Consider the following 25,746-nt stretch of genomic DNA (forward strand, 5'->3'; position numbering starts at 1 on the left):
CCGGCGGCCGGGTCGCCGTCCGCCGGCTCCGGCCGCTGTCGGTCGTGGCGGTCGGGTGCCGCGGCGTTCACAACTCCGTCGATCTCGGCCCCGAGAGCGCAGTTCAGGCCGATTTCCGCCCGCGCGCCTTCGGATTGGATGAGTTGTGAACACCGTTCGCCGCGGGCCCGTGCGCAAGGACTCGTCTGAGTGAGGCCAGGACCTTCTCGCTGTTGTAGAGGATGTCTTCGGCGAGGGGCCGGATCGTCGTATAGCCGAGCCCGGCCGCCGCGACGTCGCGACGTCGATCCTTCTTCTGGTTCTCCCATCCTTCGTGGTGTTTCCTGCTGTCGCATTCGATGATCAACCATCCGTTGACGACGAAATCGACGCGTCCGACGCCGGTGATCGACACCTGCAACTCGATGTGGCAGCCCAGGCCCCGCAACATCAGTCGCATCAGGGTCTCGGGGCCGGACTCCGCACGGCGGTCGAGCAGGCTGCGCAGTCGGCGGTACCGGCGGGGGAGCCGGTTGAACACATCGTTGATCTTCTGCTCGTCGACGAGCCCGTGGTGCCACGCGCTGTCGAGTGTGGCGATCGCCTCCCGCAGCGGTTGACAGCGCACCGACTGCGCCAGGGCGCCGACGATGTCTGCGGCGAGGCCGTCGGACTCGCACGACGAGCGGCGCCAATGCCGGATCACGTCGTCGCCGGGCGCCGGCAGCCGAGTGCTGCCATTCTCGACGTGGACGTGAAGCTCCCTGTGCGTGTGCACGAAGACCTTGAGCTCGCTCAGCAGTGAGATGCAGTCCAGCCGCGCGCCGAGGCGGCCGGCGCGTATCAGGTTCGCGGCGGTGTCCACCGGAACGTATCGACCTCGTCGCAGCCGCACCATCTGCCCGTCGCGCACGAGGCTTGTGATTTCGCGGCGATTCAGCCCCTGCTCCACGAGCGCCGCGCGGCTCAGGAATGTCGCGGGCAGGATCGTCGCGGCCAGCTCGAGGGGTGTCTTCTCGCGTGTGGTGGTCTGCTCATCGTCGATCGACTCGTCTTCCATACGACCATGACAGACCGAAGGCGCGGCGCGTGGGATCGCCCGACACAGATCGGTGGATAACCTGAGGCTCTGCCGTCGCGGTGGAGGAGGCGGTGACGCAGCAACCCTCCGTGCGCGTGACGGCCGGCAGCCGGCTTGTTCACAACTCATCCGATCTGGTTGTTTTCGGAGGCGAAACTGCGCCCGAAACGACAAGTGCGGCGTCGATTGGATGAGTTGTGAACAGGGCTACGCGGCGCCCGGTCTCGAACCGGGCTACAGCCCGACCTGGTGCGCGGCGACGGCCGCGCGCACGGCCGGGTAGAGGGGGTGAGATGCCGCGAGCCCGGTCACTTCGCCGGTGAACGCGTCGGCGTCCAGCTCGCGCAGCAGCCGCTGCAGATCCACCGACTGGGCGTCCTCGGGGTCGTCGAACGCCAGGGCGGCGCCCATCGCCTCGACCAGCGCGGACGTGGGCAGGCCGCGCTCGGCGGCCTCGGCGGCGGGTCCGATGAACCGCTCGTGCCGCGACAGCTTGCGCAGCGGCTGCCGCCCCACGCGCCAGACGGTGTCGGGCAGCGCGGGATTGCGGAATCGGTCGAGGATCGTGGCCCGGTAGTCGGCGAGCTCGTCTGCATCCAGGCCGTGCTTGGCCGCCAGCAGGGCCGAGGTCTCTTCGAGCGCGGCCGACACCCGGGCGGCGATGCCGGGCTCGGCCAGGGCGTCCGAGATCCGCTCGATCTCGGCGATCGCGCCGAAGTACGCGGTGGCGGCGTGGCCGGTGTTCACCGTGAACAGCTTGCGCTCGATGTACGGGGCGAGCTCGTCGACGAAATGGGCGCCCGGGATGTGCGGTGGGCGGTCGCCGAACGGCCCCCGCTCGATCGCCCATTCGTGGAACGGCTCGACCGTGACATCCACGCCCGCTCCCTCGGGCTGGGCCGGCACGATGCGGTCCACCGCGGTGTTGGCGAACACGGCGCGCGCCGACAGTGCGACCCACTCGTCGCCCGCAGCACCCGCGATCTCGCCCTGCAGCACGTCGGTCGCCCCGATCGCGTTCTCGCACGCCATGACCTGCAGCGGCGGTGCGTCCGGCGGGCGGCGGCGCAGCCCCTCGAGGATCAGCGGCGCGACGAACCGTAGGATCGTCGGCCCCACGGCGGTGGTGGCGACGTCGGCGGTGGCGACCTCGTCGGCCACCGCATCCGGATCCTGCGCGCTGTCGATCGCGCGGAACCCCGTTACGACCGTGTCGCGGCCCCCGCCGCCGGCCTCGTGCACGGTGTACGAGTCGACCGCGTTGATGGCATCGACCAGGGCCGTGGCGACGTCCGAGAAGACGAGGTCGTAGCCGCCCTCGTGCAGCAGCAGCCCGACGAAGCCGCGCCCGATGTTGCCCGCTCCGAAGTGGACGGCCTTCATGACGCGTTCACGCTCGAGAGCAGCCCGAACAGCTCTTCGGGCGTGTCCGCGGCCTTGAGCCGGGCGACCTCGTCCTCGTCCGAGAACAGGATCGCGATCTGCGCGAGCATGTCCAGATGCTCGTCGCCCTTGCCGGCGATGCCGACCACGAACGTGACGGCCTCTCCGTCCCAGTCGACGCCCCCGTCGTAGCGCACCACCGACAGGGCGGAGTCGAGGATCGCCTCTTTCGTCTCGTTCGTGCCGTGCGGGATCGCCAGCTCGTTGCCCATGTAGGTCGACACCGTGCGCTCGCGCTGCTGCATCGCGTCGTAGTACGCGCTCGTGACGGCCCCGGCCGCCTCGAGCATGTCGGCGGCCTCTTTCATCGCCTGGTCGCGGGTGGCGCCGTCCGAATGGATGCGCACCTGCCCGGCCGTGAGAACCTCGCGTGCCATCTTCCGTCCCTCTCTCTTCCTGCGACTCCTGCGACCGTCCGTCCTGCGATCGCGCCCGCGGGTTCATCGCACCCGGCGAGGGCCGCGGGGCCGGGGGCGCATGCCTGCCCGACCCCGCGGCGGACTATCGCCCATCCTGGTGCTGCTCGCGCACCAGGTCCACCACTTCGTCGTACTTCGGCGAGTTCATGAAGTTGTCCACCGACACATGGATCGCCCCGGGCGCCTTGGCCCGCGCGCGGTCGGTGAGCTGCTTCTGCGTGATGATCAGGTCGGCCGAGCCGTCGAGGTTCGCGATGGCCTTGTTGACCACGGTGACACCCTCGATGCCCGCCTTCTTGATCTTGTTGCGCAGGACGCTTGCGCCCATCGCCGACGAGCCCATGCCCGCGTCGCACGCGAACACGATGCTGTCCACGCGCTGCTCGGTGAGCACGCCGCCGGCGCCCGCAGCGCCCGTCGTGGTCTGGTCGCCCTCGCCCTCGCCCTCGCCCTCGGCGTTCGCCTGGGTGCGGCTGCGCAGACCCGCCAGCGCCTGCGACGACTTGCCCTTGTTGGCCTCGGTCTGCGCGATCGCCGCCGACAGGTCGCCGGAGCCCTCCAGCGCCAGGTCGCGCTTGCGGGTGCGCAGCAGGAACAGCGACGACAGCAGGAACGACACGGTCGCGGCCAGCACGACCGACAGGATCACGCCGACGTAGCCCCATCCGGGACCGAAGTTGCTCTCGCCCGAGGTCTGGATGAGCACGGCGATGATCGACCCGGGAGCCGCGGGCGCCCGCAGGCCGCTGCCGAAGATCGCGTTCGTGGCCACACCGGTCATGCCGCCGGCGATCGCAGCGATCACGATGATCGGCTTCATCAGCACGTACGGGAAGTAGATCTCGTGGATGCCGCCGAAGAACTGGATGATGATCGCGCCGGGGGCGCTCGCCTTGGCCATGCCGACGCCGAAGAACGTGAACGCGAGCAGGATGCCCACGCCCGGCCCCGGGTTCGCCTCGACCAGGAACAGCAGCGAGCGTCCCGTGTCCAGTGCCTGCTGCGTGCCCAGCGGTGTGAACACGCCGTGGTTGATCGCGTTGTTCAGGAACAGCACCTTGCCGGGCTCGACGATGATCGACAGCAGCGGCAGCAGGCCGTTGGTCGTGAGGAAGCTCACGATCGCGCCCAGGCCGTCGCTGAGCCAGGTCATGATCGGGCCGAACACGAAGAATCCGACCACGGCCAGGATCATGCCGAGGATGCCGGCGCTGAAATTGTTGACCAGCATCTCGAACCCGGGCTTGATCTTGCCCTCCCAGATCCGGTCCATCCACTTGGTCAGCAGCGCCGCGAGCGGACCCATGACCATGGCCCCCATGAACATGGGGATGGTCGTGCCGACGATCACGCCGACGGTGGCGATCGCCGCGACCACGCCGCCGCGCTCGCCGTAGACCATGCGGCCGCCGGTGTTGGCGATCAGCAGCGGCAGCAGGTACGTGATCATGGGGCTGACCAGGCCGACGTACTGCGGGAACGTCGCCCCGCCTTGGGCGGCCTGGGCGAGCTGGGTCATCGCGTGCGCCCAGCCGGTCTGGTCGGCGTTGCCGAAGCCGCCGAGGATCGGCGCGATCGGGTGCCACCAGCCGAGCCAGCCGGTCGCGATGAACAGGGCGGTGATGAATCCCCAGGCGATGAAGGCCGCGATGTTCGGCATGATCATGCCGGACAGGAACGTGCCGAATCGCTGGACGGCGACTTGCGCCTTCTTGCCGCCGCCGGTGGCGACGGGAGGTGACGCCGTTGTCATGGCTGTCTCTTTCTCTTGGTGTGCCGGCTCACGCCGGTGTGGGGGAGGATGCCGCGGCGAGTGCGGCCGCGCGGGCGGTCGCGGCATCGTCGGCGGCGAGGGATGCCTCGGCCACGCGCTTCGCGTCGTCGAGGCTGTGTTCACGCAGAAGGGTCCGCACGTCGGCCAGGGCGGCCGGCGCCATCGACAGGCTGGTGGCGCCCAGGCCCACCAGCACGAGCGCCAGGAGCGGATCGGCCGCCGCCTCGCCGCAGATGCCGACGGGCTTGCTGAGGGCGCGTCCGGCGGCGCCGACCTCGCCCACGAGCCGCAGCACGGCCGGGTGCCACGGGTCCTGGTAGCCCGCGACGGGGCCGAGCACGCGGTCGGCGGCCATCGTGTACTGGGTGAGGTCGTTCGTGCCGATCGAGGCGAAGTCGGTCTGGGCCAGCAGCCGGTCGGCCAGCAGGGCCGCGGCGGGGATCTCGACCATGACGCCCACGGTGCGGATGCCGTGCTCGCGCGCCAGGGCGGTGAAGTAGCGCGTCTCTTCGACCGTGGCCACCATCGGTGCCATGACCCACAGGTCGGCGCCCTCGCCACGGTCGCGGGTCGCGGCATCCGCCTCGGCCAGCGCCGTCAGCTGGTCGCGCAGGATGTTCTCGTGCGCGCGCAGTGCACGAAGCCCCCGCACACCGAGGGCGGGGTTCTCTTCGTCGCTGTCGTTGAGGAACGACAGCGGCTTGTCGGCGCCGGCGTCCAGCAGCCGCACCACGACCTTGAGGCCCGCGAACCCGGCCAGCAGCCGCTCGTACTCGGCCCGTTGGGCCGCCACCGTCGGCGCCTCGTCGGCACTGAGGAACAGGAACTCGGTGCGGAACAGCCCGACGCCTTCGGCGCCGAGCGACCGCGCCGCCTCGGCGTCGGCGGGCTTGCCGAGGTTCGCCAGCAGCGGCACCGGGGTGCCGTCGGCAAGTGCTCCGGGCGTGATGGGGGCGGATGCCGCGGCCGCGCGTGCGCTCGCACGGGCGGCGGCCGCGGCCAGGTCGTCGGACGTGGGGTCTGCGAGCACCGCGCCGGCCGCGGCATCCACGATCACCGTCTGACCGTCGGTCAGCGCCGTTGCCTCGGCCGCCCCGACGACGGCGACGATGCCCTTCTCGCGCGCGAGGATCGCGGTGTGCGAGGTGGGGCCGCCGTCGCTGGTGACCAGGGCCAGCACCATGTCCAGATCCAGCAGTGCGGTGTCGGCGGGGGCGAGGTCGCGGGCGACGAGCACGAAGGGATGCCCCGGCTCGGGAACGCCAGGAGCCGGAACCCCCTGCAGCCGCGCGATGATGCGCTGGGCGACGTCGTCCAGGTCGGCGGCACGCTCGCCGAGGTAGCCGCCCATCGCCGCGAGCGTGTCGCGGAACGTCGCGAACGCCTCGTGGATCGCGCGCTCGGCGGTCTTGCCGGCGGCCACGCGCGTCTCGACCTCGTCGGCCAGCGACGGGTCTTCGGCCATCATGGCCTGGGCCTCGAGCACCTCCTGCGCTGCGCCGCCGGCGCGGGCGCCGCGGTCCTCGAGCTCGCGCGCGACCGCGCTCACCGCGTCGGCCGCCCGCGCGCGCTCGGCCTCGACGCCGGCCGTGCTGGGCATGTCGGCCGGGGCGGGCAGCGGCTCGGCCATGCGGGCGACCGGGCCCTGGGCGACGCCCTGGCCGATGCCCACTCCGTGCACGATCGTGATGTCTGCGGTCGTCATGTCGTCCTCGCCTGTCGCCGCCTCAAGCGGCGTCGTGGTCGGTGGTCAGCAGTTCGCCGAGCGCGTCGAGCACCGTCTCGGCGCCGTCGCCGTCGGCGGCCAGGGTCACCTCGTCGCCCTGGTCGATGCCCAGTGCGATCACGCCGAGGATGCTCGCGGCGTTGACCGGTGAGCCGTCGCCCTTGGCGATCGTCACCGGGATGCCGGCGTCCTTGGCGGCCTGGGCGAACAGCTTCGCGGGGCGGGCGTGCAGCCCGTGGGCGGATCCGATCCGGAAGGTCCTGGACAGCGTCATGGGTGTTCCCTTCGTGGGCCCGCGGCCGCGGGGTCGATGTGGTGCGGGGGGTCGATGCGGCGCGCGGGCTCGGCGTGCTGCGGGGGCTCGGCGGCGTGCCGGGCGTGAGCGGGCGCCGCGGGGTGTGCACGGCCGCCTGCGACCGTAGCCGCCTCCGCCGCGTCGGTCACGATCGCGAGCGTGCGCGAGCCGTCGAGGTCGGCGAAGATGTCGGACGGCAGCGACACGACGCGCACACCGCGGGCCGCGGCATCCACTCTCAGTGCGTCCATCCGGTCGGCCAGATGCGGGCCGACCAGCAGCAGGTCCGCGTCGTCGAGGCACTCCGGCACGGCCGGCAGCGGCACCGCCCGCGCGGTGTGCGCGAGCGCGCGCTCGGCGAACGCGCGACGCAGCCGTTGCGCGACGAACGTGCTGGACGCACCCGCCCCGCACAGGACCACGATCCTCATCGACCTGCCTCCTCGTGGCCATTGTGGCCGGGCGCTTCGCGCGCCGACAACCAGATCTGTTTCCGGTGGGGCGGAAACGGCGTGCGGTGTCGGCGCCCGTGGTTGACTGGTGCGACGGCGTGCGTCATGCGTGCCGCACGGGCCGCCGACGACGGCGGCAGGAGGGACGGCCGTGACCAGAGCGCGACAGGACCGCCTGCTGTCGCTGCTGACGCAGGACGGCGACTGGGTGACGGCGGCCCGCCTGGCCGACGCGCTCGGCGTGACGCCGCGCAGCGTGCGTTCGTACGTCACGGCGCTGAACGCCCGCGCGGCGGGGACGGCCGTCGAGTCCGGGCCGCAGGGCTACCGGGCGGGTCCGGACGCTGCCGCGGCGCTGCGCGCCGAGGTGATGGATGCCGGAACCCCGCAGGACCGGCTGCACACGCTCGTGCGCGACCTGCTCGACGACGACGACGGCGTCGACGTGCACGAGAGCGCCGACCGGCTGCACGTGTCCAGCGCCACCGTCGAAGCGGACCTCGCCCGCGTTCGCGCGCTGCTGGGAGACCCGGCGCTCGTGCTCGCCCGCAGCGGATCGCGCGTGCGCCTGCACGGCCCCGAGAGCGCCAAGCGGCGGCTGCTCAGCCGCCTGGTGCACGAGGAGATGGACGCGGGCCCGTTCGACACCGTCGCGCTGCGCCGGGCCCTGGGCGAGGATGCACCGGGGGCCGAGCGGTTCAGCGCGTTCGAGAACGCGCTGCGCACCGAGCTCGGCGAACGCGGCTACTACATCAACGAGCTCGGCATCGCCGACGTCTTCGCGCACATCGCGATCGCCGTGGACCGGGTGGCGCACGGGCGCGCGCTCGCAGCGGCGATCTCGTCGGCGGGCGACGCGGCCGACGAGATCGGCGACCTGCTGGCGGTGCTGGTCGAGCGGCACTTCGGCGTGCAGCTCGGCGGCGGCGACCGGCAGCACCTGGCGATGCTGCTGCTGACCCGCGTCGTCACCCCGGGTCCGGCCGCGCGACCGACCGCCGACGCAGGTGTCGAAGAGGTCGTGCGCGACCTCGTCACCGCCGCAGCCGAGCAGTTCCTCGTCGACCTGGTGCACGAGGACTTCATCCGCCGGCTCGCGCTGCACGTGCAGAACCTGCGCCGGCGCGCCGAAGAGCAGGCGTGGTCGCGCAACCCGCTGGCCCGGTCGCTGAAGTCGACGTATCCGATGATCTTCGACATCGCGGTCTCGATCGCGAGCGGCCTGCGCGACCGGCTCGGGATCGCCGTGCCCGACGACGAGATCGCCTACATCGCGATCCACGTCGGCGGGCGACTCGAGCGCAGCAGGAGGGCCGCGCAGCTGCTGAGCGCGACCATCGTGTGCCCCGGGTACTACGAGATGCACGAGCTGCTGCGCTCGAGCGTCGACCGGTCGCTCGGCCAGTCGATCGAGGTGGTCGACCTGCAGACCCGCATGGACCCCGACTGGGACGCGATCGACACCGATCTGATCCTCAGCACCGTCGACGCTCCGCCGTTGGGCGAGCGCGTCGTGCGCATCCAGCCGTTCCTCACCGAGGCCGACGTCGATCGCGTGCAGGCCGCGGCATCCCGGATCCGGCGCAGCCGGCGACTGGCGGGGCTGCGCGGCGAGCTCGAGCGCTACGTCGACGCCGCCGCGTTCGTCTCACCGCTGGCGGCGGACTCCGAAGAGGGGATCATCCGCACGCTGGGCGGGATGCTGGTCGCGCAGGGCGTGATCGACCAGGACTACGTCGAGCGCACGATCGAGCGCGAGCGGCTGTCGTCCACGGCGTTCACCGACGCGCTCGCCGTGCCGCACGCCATCGGCATGACCGCCACGCGCACCATGATCGCCGTCGGGATCGCCGAGCCCGCGATCGCCTGGGGCGACGCACGGGTGCACGTCGTGGCGCTCGTCGCGTTCTCGGAGGCCGACCGCGAAGCGTTCCAGACCGTTTTCGAGCAGCTGGTCGAGGTGTTCAGCGAGCACGAGTCCGTGCAGCGGATCGTGCGCCGCGGCGGCGAATTCTCGACGTTCCTGGACGAACTCGTCGCCGTGATCGACGGCTGACCGCACGCGCGCTCGCTGGGCGTCTCGGTCGTTGAGCGAGCGGGACGGGTCGAGACGACGGTACCCGCCTCAGTGCCGGTCGAGCCGCGCCCGCAGGCCGTTGCGGACCGCGGGCCACTCGTGCGGCAGGATCGAGTACACGACGGTGTCGCGCAGGCTCCCGTCGGGGAGGATCCGCGCATTGCGCAGCACGCCGTCGAGCTTGGCGCCCAGTCGTTCGATGGCCGTGCGCGACTGTCGGTTGTGCCAGTGCGTGCGGAACTCGACCGCGATCGCGTCGCACTGCTCGAATGCGTGCTGCAGCAGCAGGTGCTTCGCGGCCGGGTTGACCTCGGTGCGCTGCGCCTCGAGCCCGAGCCACGTGTAGCCGATCTCGACATGCCGGTTCGGCTGGTCGATGTTGCAGTACGTGGTCATGCCGACGATGCGCCCGGTCTTCAGGCGCCGGATCGCGAACGGGTTCATGCGGCCCTCGGCCTGCCATGCGAGTCGCCGCGCGATTTCGGCGGGCACGTCCGACGGCGCAGGCACCGTCGTGTACCAGGCGGACTCGAGCCCCACCGCAGCCTCGGCGAGGTCGCCTGCGTGCGCGTGGCTGAGCGGCTCGAGCCGCACGAACGGGTTCTCCAGGGTCACGCTCTGTGCGAAGTCCACGCCCTGAGCCTAATGCTCCCTCCGCACGGCGTTTCGCGTGCGGTCTGCTCGTTACGCGCCGCGTTCGCCCTCCGCGACGCGCACAACCTGGGGAGTTCTGCGCAGCCGCGCCGGGCTGTCGCACGCACAGCGGCCCCCGCGGCCGCAGCGTGATCAGCGCTGGGCGTCGAGCAGGGACTGGACGGCGGTCCGCAGGGCCGAGAGGCGGGATGCCGCGTCAGCGGCCGATTCGGCACGCACGTCCAGGTACGCCTTGAGCTTGGGCTCGGTGCCCGACGGACGCACGACGACGCGGGCGCCGTCGGCCAGCCGCATCCGCAGCACATCACCCGGCGGCAGATCTCCGTGCCCCTGCGCGAGATCGTCGACGGCCGTGACCTCGACAGAGCCCAGGCGCGCGGGCGGCTGCGCGCGCAGACCGGCCATGATCCGCGCGATGATCGAGACGTCGTCGACGCGGATCGAGATCTGATCGCTGGCGAACGCACCGAAGGTCGCGTCGAACTCGGCCAGCACGTCCACGAGGGTGTGACCCTGTCCGCGGGCCTCGGCCGCCAGGTCCAGGATCGCGACCGCTGCCGATATGCCGTCCTTGTCGCGCACCGTCGCAGGGTTGACGAGATAGCCGAGCGCCTCTTCGAACCCGTACACGATGCCCGGCGCGCGCGAGATCCACTTGAATCCCGTGAGCGTCTCGTGGAACCCGAGTCCATAGTGCGCCGCGACCGCGCCGAGGCCGGGCGACGAGACCAGCGAGCACGCCAGCGCCGCATTGCCGGCACCGCCGCCCGCCGCGCCGCCGGCCCCGCTCGCCTCGGCGAACGCGCGCGCCGCGCGCCAGCCCAGCAGCAGGCCGATCTGGTTGCCGCTCAGCCTGCGCCAGCCGCCCTCGGCTGCGGCATCCGGTACCCCGACCGCGAGCCGGTCGGCGTCGGGGTCGTTCGCGATCACCAGCTCGGCGCCCGCCTCACGCGCCGTCTCGAACGCGAGGTCCAACGCGCCGGGCTCCTCGGGGTTCGGGAACGCCACGGTCGGGAACGCCCCGTCGGGCTCGATCTGAGCGGTGACGGTGACCGGGGCGGGATAGCCCGCCGCCTCGAGCACCCGTGCCGTCGTCTCCCACCCGACGCCGTGCATCGCAGTGTAGACCCACGTCAGTCCTGCGGCTCCCGCCGGTGCGGCGCCGACGGCGGCCGTGGCATCCACGTACGCGTCCACGACCTCTTCGTCGGCCGTCTCGTACGCGCTCGAGCGGGGCAGCCCGGTCACGAGCCGGGTGTCGGCGACGGTCTGGATGTGCGCGGCGATCTCGGCGTCGGCGGGCGGCACGATCTGAGCGCCGTGGTCGGCGCCGCCGAGGTACACCTTGTACCCGTTGTCGTCGGGCGGGTTGTGGGATGCCGTGACCATGACCCCTGCGTCGGCGCCGAGGTGGCGCACGGCGAACGCGAGCACCGGGGTCGGCAGCAGTCGCGGCAGCAGGATCGCGCGCAGGCCTGCGCCGGTGAGGATCTCGGCCGAGTCGGTCGCGAACACGCGGGAGTTGCGGCGCCCGTCGTATCCGATGACCACGGTGGGCGCGGCATCCGGCCCCGACTTCTCGAGCAGATAGGCGCCAAGACCCGCCGCTGCCTGCGCGACGAGCACCCGGTTCATGCGCTGGGGGCCCGCGCCGAGTCGTCCGCGCAGCCCCGCGGTGCCGAAGGCGAGCCGGCCGTCGAAGCGGGCTTCGAGGTCGGCCGCGGCATCCACGTCTCCGGCGTCGGCGCGCCCCACCAGGTCTTCGAGCTCGGCGCGGGTGGCCGGATCGGGATCCTGTGCGAGCCAGGCGCGGGCGGCGTCGCGGACGCTCACAGCGCCTCCACGACGCGGGCGAGCAGGTCCGAGATCACGGGTTCGGCGGCGCGGCCGGCCTCGAGCACCTCTTCGTGGCTGAGCGGGGTCTCTTGGATGCCGGCGGCCAGGTTCGTGATCAGCGAGAAGCCGAGGATCTCCATGCCCGCCTGACGGGCCGCGATCGCCTCGAGCGCCGTGGACATGCCGACGATGTCGCCGCCGATGATGCCGGCCATGCGCACTTCGGCGGGCGTCTCGTAGTGCGGACCGCGGAACTGGCAGTACACGCCCTCGTGCAGGCCCGGGTCGACCGTGCGGGCGACGTCGCGCAGACGCTGCGCGTACAGGTCGGTGAGGTCGACGAACGTCGCGCCCTCGAGCGGCGAGTCGGCGGTGAGGTTGATGTGGTCGCTGATCAGCACCGGGCGGCCGGGGGTGTAGGAGCGGTTCACGCCGCCGGCTCCGTTGGTGAGCACCATGATCTTGGCGCCCGCGGCGGCGGCGGTGCGCACCGAGTGCACGACCCGGCGAACCCCGTGGCCCTCGTAGTAGTGGGTGCGGGCGCCGATGACGAGCACCCGCTTGCCGGAGGGGGTCAGGATGCTGCGCAACGTGCCGACGTGTCCCTCGAGCGCCGGCTTGCTGAAGCCGGTGACCTCGGTGGCGGGGACGGCGGCCACGGTCTCGCCGACGAGGTCGGCGGCCTTGCCCCACCCGCTGCCGAGGGTCAGGGCGATGTCGTGCTGTGCGACGCCGGTGAGGCGTGCGATGTCGGCGGCGGCGGCACGGGCGATCTCGAACGGGTCAGCGCTCAGATCGTCCAGCGGGTTGTCGGCATTGCTCATCCCCTTACGGTACTGCCGTGCGCAGACACGGCGATACCGAGACCGCGCGGGCGCGTGATCGAGGGATGCCTCGGGGGCGGTTTTGACGGGCGGGGATCACTGAGAGAATGGAACCCATGTCGTTGAGCTTCGAGCGAACCCAGTCCGTCGCCATCCTCGGCGGAGGTCCGGGCGGGTACGAGGCGGCGCTGGCCGCCGCTCAGCTCGGTGCGGAGGTCACCCTGGTCGAGCGCGCCGGCGTCGGCGGGTCCGCGGTGATCACCGACGTCGTCCCCTCCAAGAGCCTGATCGCAACCGCCGACGCGGCCGTCGCGATCGCCCAGGCCTCCGATCTCGGCGTGCAGCTGTTCGCGAAGGGCAAGGAGGGCAAACCCCTCAAGCCCGAGATCGCCATCAATCTCGCCGCGGTCAACCACCGGCTGCTGTCGCTCGCGCGCCAGCAGTCGGACGACATGCGGGCGGCGCTCATGGAGGCCGGCGTGCGCATCATCTCGGGCCACGGCCGGCTCGAAGGGCAGGGCGCGATCGTGGTCTCGACCGCCCCGGACGGCACCGACTTCGACCGGGTCGAGGCCGACACGCTCGTGGTCTCGGTGGGGGCGGCCCCGCGTGAGCTGCCCAGCGCGCGACCGGACGGGCATCGCATCCTCACCTGGACCCAGCTGTACGACATGAAGTCGCTGCCCGAGCACCTCATCGTGGTCGGCTCGGGCGTCACCGGTGCCGAGTTCGCCGGGGCTTACATGAACCTCGGCGCCGAGGTGTCGCTGGTCTCCAGCCGCGATCAGGTGCTGCCGGGGGAGGACAAGGATGCCGCGGCCGTGCTCGAGAAGGTCTTCAAGCGCGGCGGCATGCACCTGCTGTCGAAGTCGCGCGCCGCGAAGGTCGTCAACACCGGCACCGGCGTGGAGGTGACCCTCACCGACGGCCGGGTCGTCACCGGCAGCCACTGCCTCATGGCGGTCGGCTCCATCCCCAACACGGCCGGCATCGGTCTCGAAGAGGCGGGCGTCCAGATGACCGAGTCGGGGCACATCCAGGTCAACCGGGTCGCGCGCACGTCCGTGCCGAACATCTACGCGGCCGGCGACTGCACGACGTTCGTGCCACTGGCATCCGTCGCCTCGATGCAGGGACGCACCGCCGTGTTCCACGCGATGGGCGACGTCGTGATCCCGCTCGAGCGCCGGCGGATCACGTCCAACATCTTCACGGCGCCCGAGATCGCGACGGTCGGGTGGCAGGAGGCCGACATCGAGGCGGGCCTGGTCAACGGCGTCGCGCACAAGCTGCCGCTGACGGCGAACCCGCGCGCCAAGATGATGGGCATCAAGGACGGCTTCGTCAAGATCATCGCGAGCGCCGGCAGCGGCACGGTGATCGGCGGCGTCATCGTCGGCCCGCGCGCGTCGGAGATGATCTACCCGGTGGCCATCGCCGTCGAGCGGCGACTGTCGGTCGACCAGCTCTCGCGCGTGTTCGCGGTCTACCCGTCGCTGTCGGGCATGATCACCGACGTCGCCCGGGCCATGCACGTCGTGGATGCGCCGCCGATCGGGTCCTGAGCGGGCGACTGCGGCTCATCGCTCACGCTGTTTCGATTCACAGCATTCGGAGGATCTCAGGGCTCTCGGATGATTCCGCCGGAATCATCCGAAGTTCGCGCGATGCTCCGAGGTCTGTGAGCGGCCCGGCGCCGGCTCACCCGTTCTCGGACGTGTCGGGCGCCTCGATCGCGGTGCCGGGATCGACGCGCAGCAGGAACGCGCCCTGCTCGCCGTGGCTGTCGGCGCTGACGCCGATCCCGCCATCGGTCGTGTCGATCTTGAGGATCACGGTGGCGGGGCAGGCCGCGTCCGACCAGATCACGTCGGCGTCCCTCTCGGCGCCGCCGCCGTCGGACTGCGTCGGCCAGGCGCTGACGGTGACCACGGTCGGCCCCGCACACGTCAGCTCCACGACATGATGGCCTGGTGGGATGCTGACGTCCGTGCTGCTGACGATGTGAACGGCGTCACGAGGGCCGAACGTGCCGTACATGCTCATGGCGCTCTGCTGGGCAGGATCGGTCGCGGCCTCGTCGAAGTAGCCCTCCCACGGGTCGGTCGACACGGACCCTTCGACGGCGATCACGGTGGCCGTCGGAATGGATGCGAACGCGCGCAGCATGACCGACGAGGCGAGCAGGTCGGGAACGTCCGGCAGTCCGATGACGTGATCCTTCCGATCGCAGGCGACCGTGTCACCGGCCACGGTGCTCTTGCCCGCCCGCTTCTGCTCGCCGCGCACACGCGCCTCGACCCAGATGGTCTGGTCGCCGTAGCACCGCACGCGCACGTTCGTGACGACCGATGGCTCCTTGAGCCTGACCGTGGTCCCGTCTTGGCGTGCGGTCGCGTCGGCGCGCACCACGGCGCGGGCGAGCTCGTTGGTCGCGACCGGCTCACGATCGGCCTGCATAATGGCCCAGCCGACCGCGGCGGCCGTCTCGTATCCCGGCGACGGCGCGCACGCCGCGACCGTCGTCCCCGCGCCGAGCAGCACCGCCCCCGCGAGCCCCACCCGGGCCACACGCATCCGCATGGGATGACAGTACCGGCCGGGCTGCGGCATCCCGCCCCCACGTCGGGGTTTCGACCGTCATCCGTTGTCGTCCGCTGACGTGACGGGTGACCGCATCGGGTTGCCTCTTCGGGGCGCGAACCGTCACCCCCGTCGTTCAGTCGTCGCATATGACGGGCCTTTCGCGATAGGACCCGCCATCTGTGACGACCGAAGACCCCGGCGACGACCGAAGACCCCGCGACGACCGAAGACCCGGCGGTGACCGGACAGCCCGGCGGTGACCGACGGAGCCCCCGAAGCGCCGGGATGCCACGGCAGCAGCTGGACGCCGAGAACCCTTACGAGATCGTCAACAGCTGGTGCCCGGCCGAGACCGTGGTGCCCGCGGTGGCATTGATCGCGCCGATCACGCCGTCCTTGTGCGCCTGGATCGGCTGCTCCATCTTCATGGCTTCGAGCACGACGACCAGATCGCCCTTGACGACCTGCTGCCCCTCTTCGACGGCGACCTTGACGACGGTGGCCTGCATCGGCGACTTCACGGCGTCGCCCGAAGCGCCGGCCGACGCCGTGGTGGCGTGCGAGCGCCGCGAGGGCGGCGCGACCGCGGGGCGGCCGGCGGCGACCGGGGCCGCGGCGATGCGGTCGGGCAGGCTCACTTCGAGGCGCTTGCCGGCGACCTCGACGACCACGGTGTGGCGGGTCTCGGCGGGCTCGGGATCGCCCAGCTCGCCGTCCCACGGGGCGATGTCGTTGTCGAACTCGGTCTCGATCCACCGCGTGTACACGCCGAACACGCCGTCCTCGGCGGTGAACGCCGGATCGCGCACGACTCTGCGGTGGAACGGCAGCACCGTGGGAAGGCCGCCGACCTCGAACTCGTCCAGCGCCCGGCGGGCCCGATCGAGCGCCTCGGCGCGCGTGCGCCCGGTGACGATGATCTTCGCCAGCAGCGAGTCGAACGCGCCACTGACCTCGTCGCCCGCCGTGACGCCGGAGTCGAGACGGATGCCGGGGCCGCCGAAGGTCTTGAAGACCTTGATCGGACCGGGCTGAGGCAGGAATCCGCGGCCCGGGTCCTCGCCGTTGATGCGGAACTCGAACGAGTGCCCGTCGGCGGCCGGGTCGTCGTAGTCGAGCGTGCCGCCCTCGGCGATGCGGAACTGCTCGCGCACCAGGTCGATGCCGGTGACTTCTTCGGACACCGGGTGCTCGACCTGCAGGCGGGTGTTCACCTCGAGGAACGACACGGTGCCGTCGGCGCCGATGAGGAATTCGCACGTGCCCGCGCCGACGTAGCCGACCTCGCGCAGGATCGCCTTCGACGACGAGTACAGCACTTCGCGCTGCGCGTCGGTCAGGAACGGCGCCGGGGCCTCTTCGACGAGCTTCTGGTTGCGCCGCTGCAGCGAGCAGTCCCGCGTCGAGACGACGACGACGTTGCCGGCGCTGTCGGCCAGGCACTGGGTCTCGACGTGGCGCGGCTTGTCGAGGTACTTCTCGACGAAGCACTCGCCGCGCCCGAACGCGGTGACCGCCTCGCGGGTCGCCGACTCGAACAGCTCGGCGACCGTGTCCATGTCGCGGGCGACCTTCAGGCCGCGCCCGCCGCCGCCGTAGGCGGCCTTGATCGCGACGGGCAGCCCGTGCTCCTGCGCGAAGGCGATGACCTCGTCGGCGCCCGAGACGGTGCCCCGGGTTCCGGGGGCCAGCGGCGCGCCGACCTTCTCGGCGACATGACGGGCGGTCACCTTGTCGCCGAGGGCCTCGATCGCCTCGGGCGAGGGGCCGATCCAGATCAGTCCCGCGCCGATGACGGCGCGTGCGAAGTCGGCGTTCTCGGCGAGGAAGCCGTAGCCGGGGTGCACGGCGTCGGCGCCCGACCGGCGTGCGACCGAGAGGATCTTGTCGATCGACAGATACGTCTCGGCACTCGTGGCGCCTTCGAGGGCATAGGCCTCGTCGGCGAGCTTGACGTGCAGCGCGTCCCGGTCCTGGTCCGCGTACACCGCGACAGAGGCCTTGCCGCTGTCTCTGGCCGCGCGGATGACACGTACGGCGATCTCGCCGCGGTTCGCGATGAGCACCTTGGCGATTTCAGGCATGGACTTCAGCCTACCCAGCCGATTTCGTGCCGTTTTGACTGCAGCGCACAAGAAACCCGTGAATTGATGTGCAGGGATCTACGAGGACGTCCACACATCCGTCCACGACAGCCCGAGCCTGCGGACCAGTCGGCGCAGCGTCGACAGCGACATCCCGACCACCGTCGAGGGGTCGCCGTCGACCCGCTCGATGAACGGGCCGCCGAGGCTGTCGATCGTGAAGGCGCCGGCCACGTGCAGCGGCTCGCCGGTGGCGACGTAGGCGCCGATCTCGGCGTCGTCGAGATCGGCGGCGAAGGTGACGGATGCCGCAGCCGCCGCATGCGCTTCTTCAGGCGACCGCCCGGGCTCGAGGCGGAACACGCTCATCCCCGAGTGCAGCACGCCGGTGCGTCCGCGCATCCGGTGCCAGCGCTCGGTGGCGACCTCGGGCGTGTACGGCTTGCCGAGGATCTCGCCGTCGAGCACGAACATCGAGTCACCGCCGATGACGATGCCGTCGAGATCGGGCTGTTCCGCCGCGAGCCGGGCCGCGACATCCGCTGCCTTGCGCCGCGCCAGCAGCAGCACGTAGTCGTCCGGTGCGAGTGGCCCCTCGGCGGCTTCGACCGCGGCGATGACCGCCTCTTCGTCGACGTCGGGCGCCATCGTCTCGGGATCGATGCCGGCCTGCCGCAGCAGCATCAGTCGGGCGGGGGACGTCGAGGCCAGGCACACGCGCATCCCCCCACCGTACGGCCCGCCCGGCCGCCGAGCGAGCCGGCGCGAGACGAAGCCGCCCGACTCCGCGGCCGCGCCGAGCAGATCGCGTCCCGAAGCGCGCTTCACCGCCGTGCAGCGACCGTATGGGACGGCGTCTCCGCCGGACGGCGGACCGCGCGGCACCGCCGCACGCGGGGTGTGAAATGCTCGGATGATGCAGCCAGGCGACCAGATCGATCTCGAAATCACCTCCGTCGCGCACGGCGGGGTGTTCGTCGGGCGCCACGAGGGCCGCGTCGTGTTCGTGCCCGACGCGATCCCGGGCGAGCGCGTGCGCGTGCGACTCACGCAGACGGGCGACAAGTCGTTCTGGCGGGGCGAGACCCTCGAAGTGCTGGATGCCTCGCCCCACCGCCGCCCGCACGTCTGGCGTGCCGCCGACGTCGAGGTCGCCCCTGCGCACCGCCCCGGCGGCGCCGACTTCGGGCACATCGACCTCGCCCACCAGCGCGAGCTCAAGCTCGAGGTGCTGCGCGATGCGCTGCAGCGCATCGGCGGCCTGGACGTCCCCGCGCACCTCGTCCCCGTCGACGACGGCGACGGCACGGGATGGCGCACCCGGGTGAGCCTGCACGTCGACGACCAGGGCCGGGTCGGCCCCTTCGCCGCGCGCAGCCACGACGTGATCGAGGTCGACGATCTGCCCCTGGCGACCGCCGCGATCGACCGGGTCGCGGCGACGCTGCATGCGACGGTCCCGGGGCGGATCGACCTCGTCCAGCCCGCCGACGGGCGCGTGCGCATCGTCCCGCGTCCGGCCGAGCGCGCGCCGCGCCCGCGCGGGCGACGCCGCACCGAGAGCGAACGGCGAGCCGCGCAGTCGGTCGCATCGCGTGCGAAGCACGCCGCCGACGCCGCCCGCGAGGTCGTCGTCGAGCGCGTCGGCGACCGGGCGTTCCGGGTCGACGCGGGCGGCTTCTGGCAGGTGCACCGCCGCGCCGCTGCGACGCTCACCGACCTGGTGACGGCCGTGCTGCCCGACCTCGACCCCGACGCGACCCATCTCGACCTGTACGGGGGAGTGGGGCTGTTCGCCACCGCTCTGGGCGCGCGCGGCGGGGCGGCGACCCGTATGGTCAGCGTCGAGTCCGACCCGCGCGCGACCGAGCACGCGGGCGAGAACCTCGCCGATTGGGTCGGCGCGCGGGCCGAGACCGCGCGGGTCGACCGGTGGCTGCCGCAGCTGCGCGAGACCGCCTCGCCGCGCGAGCTCGAGCGGCTCGCCCGCGGCGTGGTCGTGCTCGATCCGCCGCGTTCGGGCGCCGGCGCCGCCGTGACCAACGAGATCGTCGCGCTCGGGCCCGAGCGCGTCGTCTATGTCGCGTGCGACCCGGTCGCCCTGGCCCGCGATCTGAAGACGTTCCGTGCCGGCGGGTACGAGGCATCCGAGATCACCGCCGTCGACATGTTCCCGCATTCACACCACGTTGAGGCGGTCACGGCGCTCACGCGCACCTCACGCTAGCCTGATCCCATGACGCGGGTAGCCCTGATCGACGATCACGAGTCCGTGCGCCTGGGCCTCGAAGCAGCGTGCGGTCGCACCGGGACGATGGATGTCGTGTTCTCGGGCAGCTCGGTGACCGCCTATCTCGAGTGGCGGGCCAGCACCCGGGCGGCCCCGGCGGATGTCGTGGTGCTTGATCTGACTCTCGGCGACGGCACGACGGTGACCGAGAACGTGCACCGTGTGGCCGCCGACGGCTCGAGCGTCATCATCCACAGCGTGGCCGATCGCCCCGCCTCGGTGCGCGAGGCGCTGGCCGCGGGCGCGGCCGGCATCATCAGCAAGGCGTCGCCGATCGACGAGGTGATCGCTGCCGTGGCCGCGGTGGCCGGCGGCGAGCCCCTGAACAACGTCGAATGGGCCAGCGCCGTCGACGGCGACCGTGCGTTCGCCGACGCGCAGCTGTCGGTGCGCGAGCGCGAGGTGCTGCGGCTGTATGCGGCGGGGCTGCCGTTGAAGGTCGTCGCCGACCGGCTGGGCATCGCGTATTCGACGGCGAAGGAGAACATCACGCGGGTGCGGGTGAAGTACGTGGATGTCGGTCGCCCGGCGCCCACGAAGGTCGACCTGCTGCGCCGCGCGGTGGAGGACGGAATCCTCACCCCGATCGAGGATCCCGGTGACGCCTGATCGCGATCGGACGCTCCTGGCGGCCGCCCAGGGGCGCCTGCCGCAGACCCGGGAGAGCATCGCGCAGCTCGGCTCGTTCACCCGCACGCGCGTCGAGCGGATCATCGGCCTGGTCATCGCGGTCGGCTGCCTCGCGCTGGGCGCGCAGGGGTTCGTCGCCGCGCTCGATCGGTCGGCCGAGCTGCCGGGCTGGCATCCCGCCCTGGAGATGATCGCGTTCATCCCGTTCGCGTTCATGATCGCCGGCTGCGTCGCAGGGCGTGGACAGCGGGTGCTGTCGGGCCTGTTCGTGGTGGCGTACGTCGTGGCGATGGTCCTCTGGCCGATCGCGGCGGCGGGGCTGCCGTCCTCGCCGTCGGCGGAGCCCTGGCTGTTCTACCTCATCAACGTGGGCACGGCCGCGGCCGTGATCGCTTTCCCGCTGACCCCGCAGATCGTGGTCACGGTGGCGATCCCGCTGCTGTGGGGAATCGTGCGGTTCGCCCAGTGCGGGTGGAAGTCGTCGTTCACGGTGTCGGTCCTGCTGGACGTGTCGTTCGCGCTCATCTTCGGCGGCATCGTGGTCACCCTGGGCTGGATGTTCCGGTCGGCGGCGATCAAGGTCGACCGTGCCCGGTCGAACGCCGTGACGTCGTACGCGGCCGCCGCGGCGGTGGCCGCCACCGAGCAGGAGCGCGTCGACGTGGGCGCCCTCATGCACGACAGCGTGCTGGCGGCACTGATCGCGGTCGGACGTGCCGACACCCCCCGTGAGCGAACGCTGGCGGCGACCATGGCCCGCGAGGCGCTGACCCGGCTGGCCAACGCCGAGCGCGATGCGGGAATGGGGTCCGAGACGCCGGTCGGCTGCGCGCGCATCGCGGAGTCGATCGAGGCGGCCGCCGCCGAACTCGGTCATCCGCTGCGCGTCGAGCAGCTGCATCCAGGCGACCTGCGGGTGCCGGGGGTGGTCGCCCGCGCCCTGGCCCTTGCGGCGGCCCAGGCGATCGCGAACGCGATCCAGCACGCGGATGCCGCCGGCCTGCGCGTCGAGATCGCCGGGCAGTCCGATCCCGACCGGGTGACGGTGCGGGTGCGCGACCGCGGCGCCGGGTTCGACCCGGCCGCCGTCGCAGCCGATCGGCTCGGCATCAGCGCGTCGATCGTCGCGCGGATGGCCGCGGTGGGCGGCCGGGCGACGATCGAGTCGGGGACCGGCGGCACCGAGGTGACCCTGGAATGGGTGGAGGGGACGATCGGATGAGCGTTCGCACTCTGCTGACCGGACTCGGCTCGGCGTTCGCGCTGTACCTGGCGGCGCGGGGCCTGGTCTGGGCCGAGGGCGTCCCCGCCCGGCCGGTGCTCGTGATCGCCATGATCGCGCTCTACGTCGTCGCCGCCGCGCTGTGCATGTTCGCCGACGCGCGGCCGATGACCCCGTCGACCGTGTCCGACGACGAGGAGATCACGCTGCTGACCGCGGGCTCGGGGGGACCTTCGCGGCTGCCCGTGTGGGCGTGCGTGCTGGCGCTGCTGGCGGCAGCGGTCGTGCCGAGCCTGACCGTGCTCGCCCTGACGCCGGACGGACGCATGTCGGTGTCGGGAACGTGGTACATCGGCTCGATCGGGCTGCTGATGACGATCGTGATGGTCCGTCGCCGGCCGTGGGTCGCGTGGAGCGGCATCGTGCTGCTGGCCGCGGCCGCCATGGGCTGGCTGGGAGCGCTGCCGGCGCTGACGCTCGGCCTGATCGGATCGACCATGTGGGTGCTTGCCGCACAGCTGCTCGTGCTGTCGATGGACCGCGCGGCCCGCGACACGACTCGGCTTGCCGAGCTGCAGCGCGCGGCGTCGGCGTGGCGCGCGGCCCAGCTGGGCCGGCAGCGTGAGCGGCGCATCCAGGTCCAGCGGGCACTGGCGGTGGCCGGACCCATCCTGTCGCGCACGATCGAGCGGGCGGGCGCGCTCGACGACGGCGAGCGGGCGGAGGCGCGCATCGCCGAGGGTCAGCTGCGCGACGAACTGCGCGGCGAACGGCTGCTCGACGACGGCGTGCGCGCCGAGCTGGATGCCGCGCGCCGCCGTGGCACGACGGTGTCGGTTCTCGATGAGGGCGGGCTGGACGGCTTGAGCGAGGCGCAGCTGGCCCTGATCCGCGCCGAGCTGACCGCGGCCGTGCACGACGCGAGATCGGACCACCTGTTCATCCGCGCCTCGACCGATTCGCGGATCGCGGTGACGATCGTCGGCCGCTCCGCCGCCGGCGCAGGTCTGTCGGACGAGGACAGCGTGGACCTTTGGCGCGAGATCGCCCGCCCGGTCTGACCCCACGGCGTGGCGTTGGTGGCGCTGGAAGAAGTGCCCCGGCGTGAGAAAGGGCGAGGGGCGGCGAAGCCGCCCGCCCCTCGCCTGTGGGACGGTTACCCGAAAACCGCCCACGGTGGCCGGACCGCTGCTCATCTACCCTGGATGAGAGGGCCGGCCGAACGCGGAAGCGTTCCAGCACAACCAGTATCCGATGCCCCGGCGAACCATGTCTGTAGGTATTTCGGGGGACAATCGACGGTCAGCCGCCGTAGCGGCCCCAGCCGATGTCGCGGCGCAGGGGTTCGCGCAGGCTCCGCGCCGTGACCTCCCACACCGAACGGGTGGGGGCGTCGTGCGCCGTGGCTCCGGCCTCCTGCGTCGCATACTCCTCGGAGACGACCGCGATGAGGGCGGCGAGCTCCTCGTCCGTCGGGTTGCCGCGCACGACCTCGATGCGCAGCGACTCGTCGGGCGCTGCGTTGCCGTCCCCCCGGGTCATAGCGGGATGTTACCGTGCTTCTTCGCCGGCTGCGTCGCGCGCTTTCCGCGCAGCGCCCGCAGCGACTTCGCGATGAACACGCGCGTGTGCGCGGGCTCGATGATGCCGTCCAGCTCGCCGCGCTCGGCGGCCAGGAACGGCGATGCCACGTTGTACGTGTACTCGTTGGCCAGCCGCTGGCGGACGGCCGCGACATCCTCGCCGGCCTCTTCGGCGCGCTTGAGCTCGCCGCGGTACAGGATGTTCACCGCGCCCTGACCGCCCATCACGGCGATCTCGGCCGTGGGCCAGGCGGCGTTGACGTCCGCGCCCAGCTGCTTGGAGCCCATGACGATGTAGGCGCCGCCGTAGGCCTTGCGCAGGATGACGGTCACCAGCGGCACGGTCGCCTCGGCGTAGGCGTACAGCAGCTTCGCGCCGCGGCGGATCACGCCGGTCCACTCCTGGTCGGTGCCGGGCAGGTAGCCGGGCACGTCGACGAGGGTGACGATCGGCACGCTGAACGCGTCGCAGAACCGCACGAACCGGCTGGCCTTCTCGCCCGCCTCGATGTTCAGGGTGCCGGCCATCTGGTTCGGCTGGTTGGCGATGATGCCCACCGTGCGGCCCTCGACACGCCCGAACCCGACGACGATGTTCGGGGCGAACAGCGGCTGGATCTCGATGAAGTCGCCGCCGTCGATGACGTGCTGGATGACCTGGTGGATGTCGTAGGGCTGGTTCGGCGAGTCCGGGATGATCGTGTTCAGCACCCGGTCGGAGTCGGTGGTCTCCCACTCGAACCCGCTCTCGTACACCGGCAGCTCCGACATGTTGTTGTCGGGAAGGAAGCTCAGCAGCGTCCGCACGTAGTCGAGCGCGTCGTCCTCGTCCTCGGCGAGGTAGTGCGCGACGCCCGAACGGGTGTTGTGCGTGTACGCGCCGCCCAGCTCCTCCATGCCCACGTCCTCGCCGGTCACGGTCTTGATGACGTCTGGGCCGGTGACGAACATCTGGCTCGTCTTGTCGACCATGACGACGAAGTCGGTCAGGGCGGGGGAGTAGACGGCGCCGCCGGCGGCGGGGCCCATGATGATCGAGATCTGCGGGATGACCCCCGAGGCGGCGGTGTTCAGGCGGAAGATCTCGCCGTACTTGCCGAGCGCCACCACCCCCTCCTGGATGCGGGCGCCGCCCGAATCGAGGATCCCGATGATCGGCATCCCGGCGCGCAGCGCGAGCTCCATCACCTTGATGATCTTCTCGCCGGCCACCTCGCCCAGCGACCCGCCGAACGTCGAGAAGTCCTGCGCGTACACCGCGACCGTGCGCCCGTGGATGGTGCCGACGCCCGTGACGACGGAGTCGCCGTACGGCCGGGACCTGTCCATGCCGAACGCCGTCGTGCGGTGGCGGACGTACTCGTCCATCTCGCTGAACGAGCCCGTGTCGAGCAGCAGCCCGATGCGCTCGCGCGCGGTGAGCTTGTTCTTGGCGTGCTGCTTGGTCTGCGCGGCGGTCTCGGCGTCGACCACCGCCTCGTGATAGCGGGCGCGCAGGTCGGCGATCTTGCCGGCGGTGGTGGAGAGATCCGGTTCCGTCACGCATACCACCCTAACGACGGGTGAGCGCGATCCGTGAGAGACAGGACACAACGGGTCGCGGCATCCCCTGTCGATTCGCGCCAGGCCGCATCCGGCGTATCGTGACCGGCATGACGCCGGACGAGGTGGCCGAGTTCCTCGGGGCGCTGCCGGGCTGCAAGCGCAAGGGGACCCGCGATGTGCCGGCCTGGTACGTCGACGACCGCATCGTCGCGCGGCTGGTCGCCGGCGACGAGCTCATGGTCCGCTGCGCGTTCGAGGATCGCGACGAGCTCGTGACCCGGCATCCCGGCACCTTCGGCATCCCGCCTCGCTACGCGGCGCACCAGAAGGTGCAGGCGATGCTGACCGGCGACGCCGACGCGATCCGCGCGGCGCTGCGCCGGGCATGGGACCTGCAGCGCACGGGCGGCACCGGGGGCTACGTCTAGCGCCGTAGGGTGATCGCATGCACAGTGACGCGTATCCGCGTGCGGGCGCGGTCAGCCCGCGCATCGAGGTCGTGGCCTCCACCGGGTCGACGAACGCGGATGCCGCGGCCGCGGCGGCCGCGGATCCGGCGGGCTGGCCGCACCTGAGCGCGCTGCTGACCACCGACCAGACCGCCGGACGCGGGCGGCTGGACCGCACCTGGACCACGCCGCCCGGCTCGGCCCTGGCGGTGTCGGTCGTGGTGCGGATCCCCGGTGTCCCGATCGCCGCCCGCGGCTGGGTGCCGCTGATCGCCGGGGCCGCGATGACCCGGGCGATCGGGGCGCAGCTGCGCGGCACGGCGCACAGCGCGACCCTGAAATGGCCGAACGACGTGCTCGTCGACGGCGGCAAGATCTGCGGCATCCTCGCCGTCGCGGTGGCCGGCGAGCCGCATGCGATCGTGATCGGCTCGGGGATCAACACGCGCATGCGGCCCGCCGACCTGCCGGTGCCGACGGCGACGTCGTTCGCCGCGATCGGACGCACCGTCGACGAGGACGGTCTGCTCGCCGACTACCTCGTGGCCCTCGACGAGCAGCTGACGGCGCTGGCCACCGCGCACGGCGACGCCGGCAAGGCGGGCGTGCACGGCGAGATCGAGGCGCTGTGCAGCACGCTCGGCGCACACGTGCGGGTATCGCTGCCGGACGGCTCGCTGCTCGCCGGACGCGCGCAGCGGCTCGACCGGGACGGCCGGCTGGTCGTCGTCGCCGGCGCCGTCGAGACGGCCGTGTCGGCCGGCGACGTCGTGCACGTGCGCCCGGCGGACTGAGTC

Annotated in this window: 23 protein-coding genes; 8 read left to right on the plus strand and 15 right to left on the minus strand. The window is 71.8% G+C overall.

Features of this window, described 5'->3' with window-relative positions; all coding sequences use genetic code 11:
* Positions 1–103: 103 nt before the first annotated feature.
* From AC3RX0_RS01585 to AC3RX0_RS01615, 7 genes are all read right to left on the minus strand, one after another.
* Positions 104–1,189, minus strand: a complete 1,086-nt coding sequence (locus AC3RX0_RS01585) for a DUF559 domain-containing protein (protein WP_491504192.1) — start codon at positions 1,187–1,189, stop codon at positions 104–106.
* 105 nt (positions 1,190–1,294) lie between these two features.
* The gene (locus AC3RX0_RS01590; RefSeq protein ID WP_491504193.1) at positions 1,295–2,443 is read right to left on the minus strand and encodes a mannitol-1-phosphate 5-dehydrogenase; all 1,149 of its coding nucleotides are present in this window, start codon (positions 2,441–2,443) and stop codon (positions 1,295–1,297) included.
* Complete coding sequence (locus AC3RX0_RS01595; protein ID WP_491504194.1) at positions 2,440–2,880, minus strand: PTS mannitol transporter subunit IIA; 441 nt, start codon at positions 2,878–2,880, stop codon at positions 2,440–2,442. The genes AC3RX0_RS01590 and AC3RX0_RS01595 overlap by 4 nt, the downstream gene beginning before the upstream one ends.
* A 124-nt stretch (positions 2,881–3,004) precedes the next feature.
* Entirely contained in the window at positions 3,005–4,675 is a 1,671-nt protein-coding gene (locus tag AC3RX0_RS01600; RefSeq protein ID WP_491504195.1) for a PTS mannitol transporter subunit IIBC, read from the minus strand.
* A gap of 28 nt (positions 4,676–4,703) precedes the next feature.
* The gene (gene ptsP, locus AC3RX0_RS01605) at positions 4,704–6,401 is read right to left on the minus strand and encodes a phosphoenolpyruvate--protein phosphotransferase (protein ID WP_491504196.1); all 1,698 of its coding nucleotides are present in this window, start codon (positions 6,399–6,401) and stop codon (positions 4,704–4,706) included.
* A 22-nt stretch (positions 6,402–6,423) separates the two neighbouring features.
* Positions 6,424–6,696 (minus strand): HPr family phosphocarrier protein, encoded by a 273-nt coding sequence (locus AC3RX0_RS01610; RefSeq protein ID WP_491504197.1) that lies wholly within the window; start codon positions 6,694–6,696, stop codon positions 6,424–6,426.
* Complete coding sequence (locus tag AC3RX0_RS01615; protein ID WP_491504198.1) at positions 6,693–7,148, minus strand: PTS sugar transporter subunit IIB; 456 nt, start codon at positions 7,146–7,148, stop codon at positions 6,693–6,695. The genes AC3RX0_RS01610 and AC3RX0_RS01615 overlap by 4 nt, the downstream gene beginning before the upstream one ends.
* A gap of 172 nt (positions 7,149–7,320) precedes the next feature.
* On the opposite strand from AC3RX0_RS01615, the gene AC3RX0_RS01620 reads away from it, so the two are divergent.
* Positions 7,321–9,225, plus strand: coding sequence for a BglG family transcription antiterminator (locus AC3RX0_RS01620; protein ID WP_491504199.1), 1,905 nt, complete (start codon positions 7,321–7,323; stop codon positions 9,223–9,225).
* 69 nt (positions 9,226–9,294) lie between these two features.
* Here AC3RX0_RS01620 and AC3RX0_RS01625 read toward each other — a convergent pair whose 3' ends face one another.
* The 3 genes from AC3RX0_RS01625 to AC3RX0_RS01635 form a co-directional block, all read right to left on the minus strand.
* Positions 9,295–9,879 carry a GNAT family N-acetyltransferase gene (locus AC3RX0_RS01625; protein WP_491504200.1) on the minus strand — a complete coding sequence of 195 codons (585 nt, stop codon included), beginning with the start codon at positions 9,877–9,879 and terminating at the stop codon, positions 9,295–9,297.
* 153 nt (positions 9,880–10,032) lie between these two features.
* Positions 10,033–11,733 carry a phospho-sugar mutase gene (locus tag AC3RX0_RS01630; RefSeq protein ID WP_491504201.1) on the minus strand — a complete coding sequence of 567 codons (1,701 nt, stop codon included), beginning with the start codon at positions 11,731–11,733 and terminating at the stop codon, positions 10,033–10,035.
* Positions 11,730–12,560, minus strand: coding sequence for a purine-nucleoside phosphorylase (locus AC3RX0_RS01635; RefSeq protein WP_491504202.1), 831 nt, complete (start codon positions 12,558–12,560; stop codon positions 11,730–11,732). The genes AC3RX0_RS01630 and AC3RX0_RS01635 overlap by 4 nt, the downstream gene beginning before the upstream one ends.
* Positions 12,561–12,676: 116 nt before the next feature.
* On the opposite strand from AC3RX0_RS01635, the gene AC3RX0_RS01640 reads away from it, so the two are divergent.
* Positions 12,677–14,125 (plus strand): NAD(P)H-quinone dehydrogenase, encoded by a 1,449-nt coding sequence (locus AC3RX0_RS01640; RefSeq protein WP_491504203.1) that lies wholly within the window; start codon positions 12,677–12,679, stop codon positions 14,123–14,125.
* Between the two features lie 136 nt (positions 14,126–14,261).
* On the opposite strand, the gene AC3RX0_RS01645 is transcribed toward AC3RX0_RS01640, so the two are convergent.
* From AC3RX0_RS01645 to AC3RX0_RS01655, 3 genes are all read right to left on the minus strand, one after another.
* Positions 14,262–15,143, minus strand: coding sequence for a hypothetical protein (locus tag AC3RX0_RS01645; RefSeq protein ID WP_491504204.1), 882 nt, complete (start codon positions 15,141–15,143; stop codon positions 14,262–14,264).
* 320 nt (positions 15,144–15,463) lie between these two features.
* A complete protein-coding gene (locus AC3RX0_RS01650) occupies positions 15,464–17,230 on the minus strand; it encodes an acetyl/propionyl/methylcrotonyl-CoA carboxylase subunit alpha (RefSeq protein ID WP_491504205.1) in 1,767 nt (588 codons plus the stop codon).
* 78 nt (positions 17,231–17,308) lie between these two features.
* Positions 17,309–17,953 carry a Maf family protein gene (locus tag AC3RX0_RS01655; protein ID WP_491505349.1) on the minus strand — a complete coding sequence of 215 codons (645 nt, stop codon included), beginning with the start codon at positions 17,951–17,953 and terminating at the stop codon, positions 17,309–17,311.
* A gap of 193 nt (positions 17,954–18,146) precedes the next feature.
* Here AC3RX0_RS01655 and AC3RX0_RS01660 point away from each other — a divergent pair, with 193 nt between their 5' ends.
* Genes AC3RX0_RS01660 through AC3RX0_RS01675 form a run of 4 tightly spaced genes read left to right on the plus strand, consistent with a single transcriptional unit; the run spans position 18,147 to position 22,433 of the window.
* Complete coding sequence (locus AC3RX0_RS01660; RefSeq protein ID WP_491505350.1) at positions 18,147–19,457, plus strand: class I SAM-dependent RNA methyltransferase; 1,311 nt, start codon at positions 18,147–18,149, stop codon at positions 19,455–19,457.
* 9 nt (positions 19,458–19,466) lie between these two features.
* A complete protein-coding gene (locus tag AC3RX0_RS01665) occupies positions 19,467–20,129 on the plus strand; it encodes a response regulator transcription factor (protein ID WP_491504206.1) in 663 nt (220 codons plus the stop codon).
* The gene (locus AC3RX0_RS01670) at positions 20,119–21,372 is read left to right on the plus strand and encodes an ATP-binding protein (protein WP_491504207.1); all 1,254 of its coding nucleotides are present in this window, start codon (positions 20,119–20,121) and stop codon (positions 21,370–21,372) included. The genes AC3RX0_RS01665 and AC3RX0_RS01670 overlap by 11 nt, the downstream gene beginning before the upstream one ends.
* Positions 21,369–22,433, plus strand: a complete 1,065-nt coding sequence (locus AC3RX0_RS01675; RefSeq protein WP_491504208.1) for a hypothetical protein — start codon at positions 21,369–21,371, stop codon at positions 22,431–22,433. The genes AC3RX0_RS01670 and AC3RX0_RS01675 overlap by 4 nt, the downstream gene beginning before the upstream one ends.
* A gap of 241 nt (positions 22,434–22,674) precedes the next feature.
* Here the strand turns inward: AC3RX0_RS01675 and AC3RX0_RS01680 are convergent, their stop codons facing one another.
* Together AC3RX0_RS01680 and AC3RX0_RS01685 are read right to left on the minus strand one after the other, a co-directional pair.
* On the minus strand, positions 22,675–22,914 hold the full coding sequence (locus tag AC3RX0_RS01680) for an acyl-CoA carboxylase subunit epsilon (protein WP_491504209.1): 240 nt from the start codon (positions 22,912–22,914) through the stop codon (positions 22,675–22,677).
* Positions 22,911–24,506 (minus strand): acyl-CoA carboxylase subunit beta, encoded by a 1,596-nt coding sequence (locus tag AC3RX0_RS01685; RefSeq protein ID WP_491504210.1) that lies wholly within the window; start codon positions 24,504–24,506, stop codon positions 22,911–22,913. Before AC3RX0_RS01685 ends, AC3RX0_RS01680 begins: the two co-directional genes overlap by 4 nt.
* Positions 24,507–24,607: 101 nt before the next feature.
* Between AC3RX0_RS01685 and AC3RX0_RS01690 the strand changes: the two genes are divergently transcribed.
* Together AC3RX0_RS01690 and AC3RX0_RS01695 are read left to right on the plus strand one after the other, a co-directional pair.
* Positions 24,608–24,928, plus strand: coding sequence for a hypothetical protein (locus AC3RX0_RS01690; RefSeq protein ID WP_491504211.1), 321 nt, complete (start codon positions 24,608–24,610; stop codon positions 24,926–24,928).
* Positions 24,929–24,945: 17 nt separating this feature from the next.
* Positions 24,946–25,743, plus strand: coding sequence for a biotin--[acetyl-CoA-carboxylase] ligase (locus AC3RX0_RS01695; protein WP_491504212.1), 798 nt, complete (start codon positions 24,946–24,948; stop codon positions 25,741–25,743).
* The last annotated feature ends 3 nt before the right edge of the window (positions 25,744–25,746 follow it).

It is taken from the genome of Microbacterium sp. W1-4-2, from assembly GCF_058349885.2.

What these genes read in the sequence shown, in the direction of transcription:
- AC3RX0_RS01585 (WP_491504192.1), bottom strand. Translation starts at nt 1,189, where the DNA reads ATGAGTTGTGAACAAGCCGGCTGCCGGCCGTCACGCGCACGGAGGGTT.
- AC3RX0_RS01590 (WP_491504193.1), bottom strand. Translation starts at nt 2,443, where the DNA reads ATGAAGGCCGTCCACTTCGGAGCGGGCAACATCGGGCGCGGCTTCGTC.
- AC3RX0_RS01595 (WP_491504194.1), bottom strand. Translation starts at nt 2,880, where the DNA reads ATGGCACGCGAGGTTCTCACGGCCGGGCAGGTGCGCATCCATTCGGAC.
- AC3RX0_RS01600 (WP_491504195.1), bottom strand. Translation starts at nt 4,675, where the DNA reads ATGACAACGGCGTCACCTCCCGTCGCCACCGGCGGCGGCAAGAAGGCG.
- ptsP (WP_491504196.1), bottom strand. Translation starts at nt 6,401, where the DNA reads ATGACGACCGCAGACATCACGATCGTGCACGGAGTGGGCATCGGCCAG.
- AC3RX0_RS01610 (WP_491504197.1), bottom strand. Translation starts at nt 6,696, where the DNA reads ATGACGCTGTCCAGGACCTTCCGGATCGGATCCGCCCACGGGCTGCAC.
- AC3RX0_RS01615 (WP_491504198.1), bottom strand. Translation starts at nt 7,148, where the DNA reads ATGAGGATCGTGGTCCTGTGCGGGGCGGGTGCGTCCAGCACGTTCGTC.
- AC3RX0_RS01635 (WP_491504202.1), bottom strand. Translation starts at nt 12,560, where the DNA reads ATGAGCAATGCCGACAACCCGCTGGACGATCTGAGCGCTGACCCGTTC.
- AC3RX0_RS01640 (WP_491504203.1), top strand. Translation starts at nt 12,677, where the DNA reads ATGTCGTTGAGCTTCGAGCGAACCCAGTCCGTCGCCATCCTCGGCGGA.
- AC3RX0_RS01645 (WP_491504204.1), bottom strand. Translation starts at nt 15,143, where the DNA reads ATGCGGATGCGTGTGGCCCGGGTGGGGCTCGCGGGGGCGGTGCTGCTC.
- AC3RX0_RS01650 (WP_491504205.1), bottom strand. Translation starts at nt 17,230, where the DNA reads ATGCCTGAAATCGCCAAGGTGCTCATCGCGAACCGCGGCGAGATCGCC.
- AC3RX0_RS01655 (WP_491505349.1), bottom strand. Translation starts at nt 17,953, where the DNA reads ATGCGCGTGTGCCTGGCCTCGACGTCCCCCGCCCGACTGATGCTGCTG.
- AC3RX0_RS01660 (WP_491505350.1), top strand. Translation starts at nt 18,147, where the DNA reads ATGCAGCCAGGCGACCAGATCGATCTCGAAATCACCTCCGTCGCGCAC.
- AC3RX0_RS01665 (WP_491504206.1), top strand. Translation starts at nt 19,467, where the DNA reads ATGACGCGGGTAGCCCTGATCGACGATCACGAGTCCGTGCGCCTGGGC.
- AC3RX0_RS01675 (WP_491504208.1), top strand. Translation starts at nt 21,369, where the DNA reads ATGAGCGTTCGCACTCTGCTGACCGGACTCGGCTCGGCGTTCGCGCTG.
- AC3RX0_RS01680 (WP_491504209.1), bottom strand. Translation starts at nt 22,914, where the DNA reads ATGACCCGGGGGGACGGCAACGCAGCGCCCGACGAGTCGCTGCGCATC.
- AC3RX0_RS01690 (WP_491504211.1), top strand. Translation starts at nt 24,608, where the DNA reads ATGACGCCGGACGAGGTGGCCGAGTTCCTCGGGGCGCTGCCGGGCTGC.
- AC3RX0_RS01695 (WP_491504212.1), top strand. Translation starts at nt 24,946, where the DNA reads ATGCACAGTGACGCGTATCCGCGTGCGGGCGCGGTCAGCCCGCGCATC.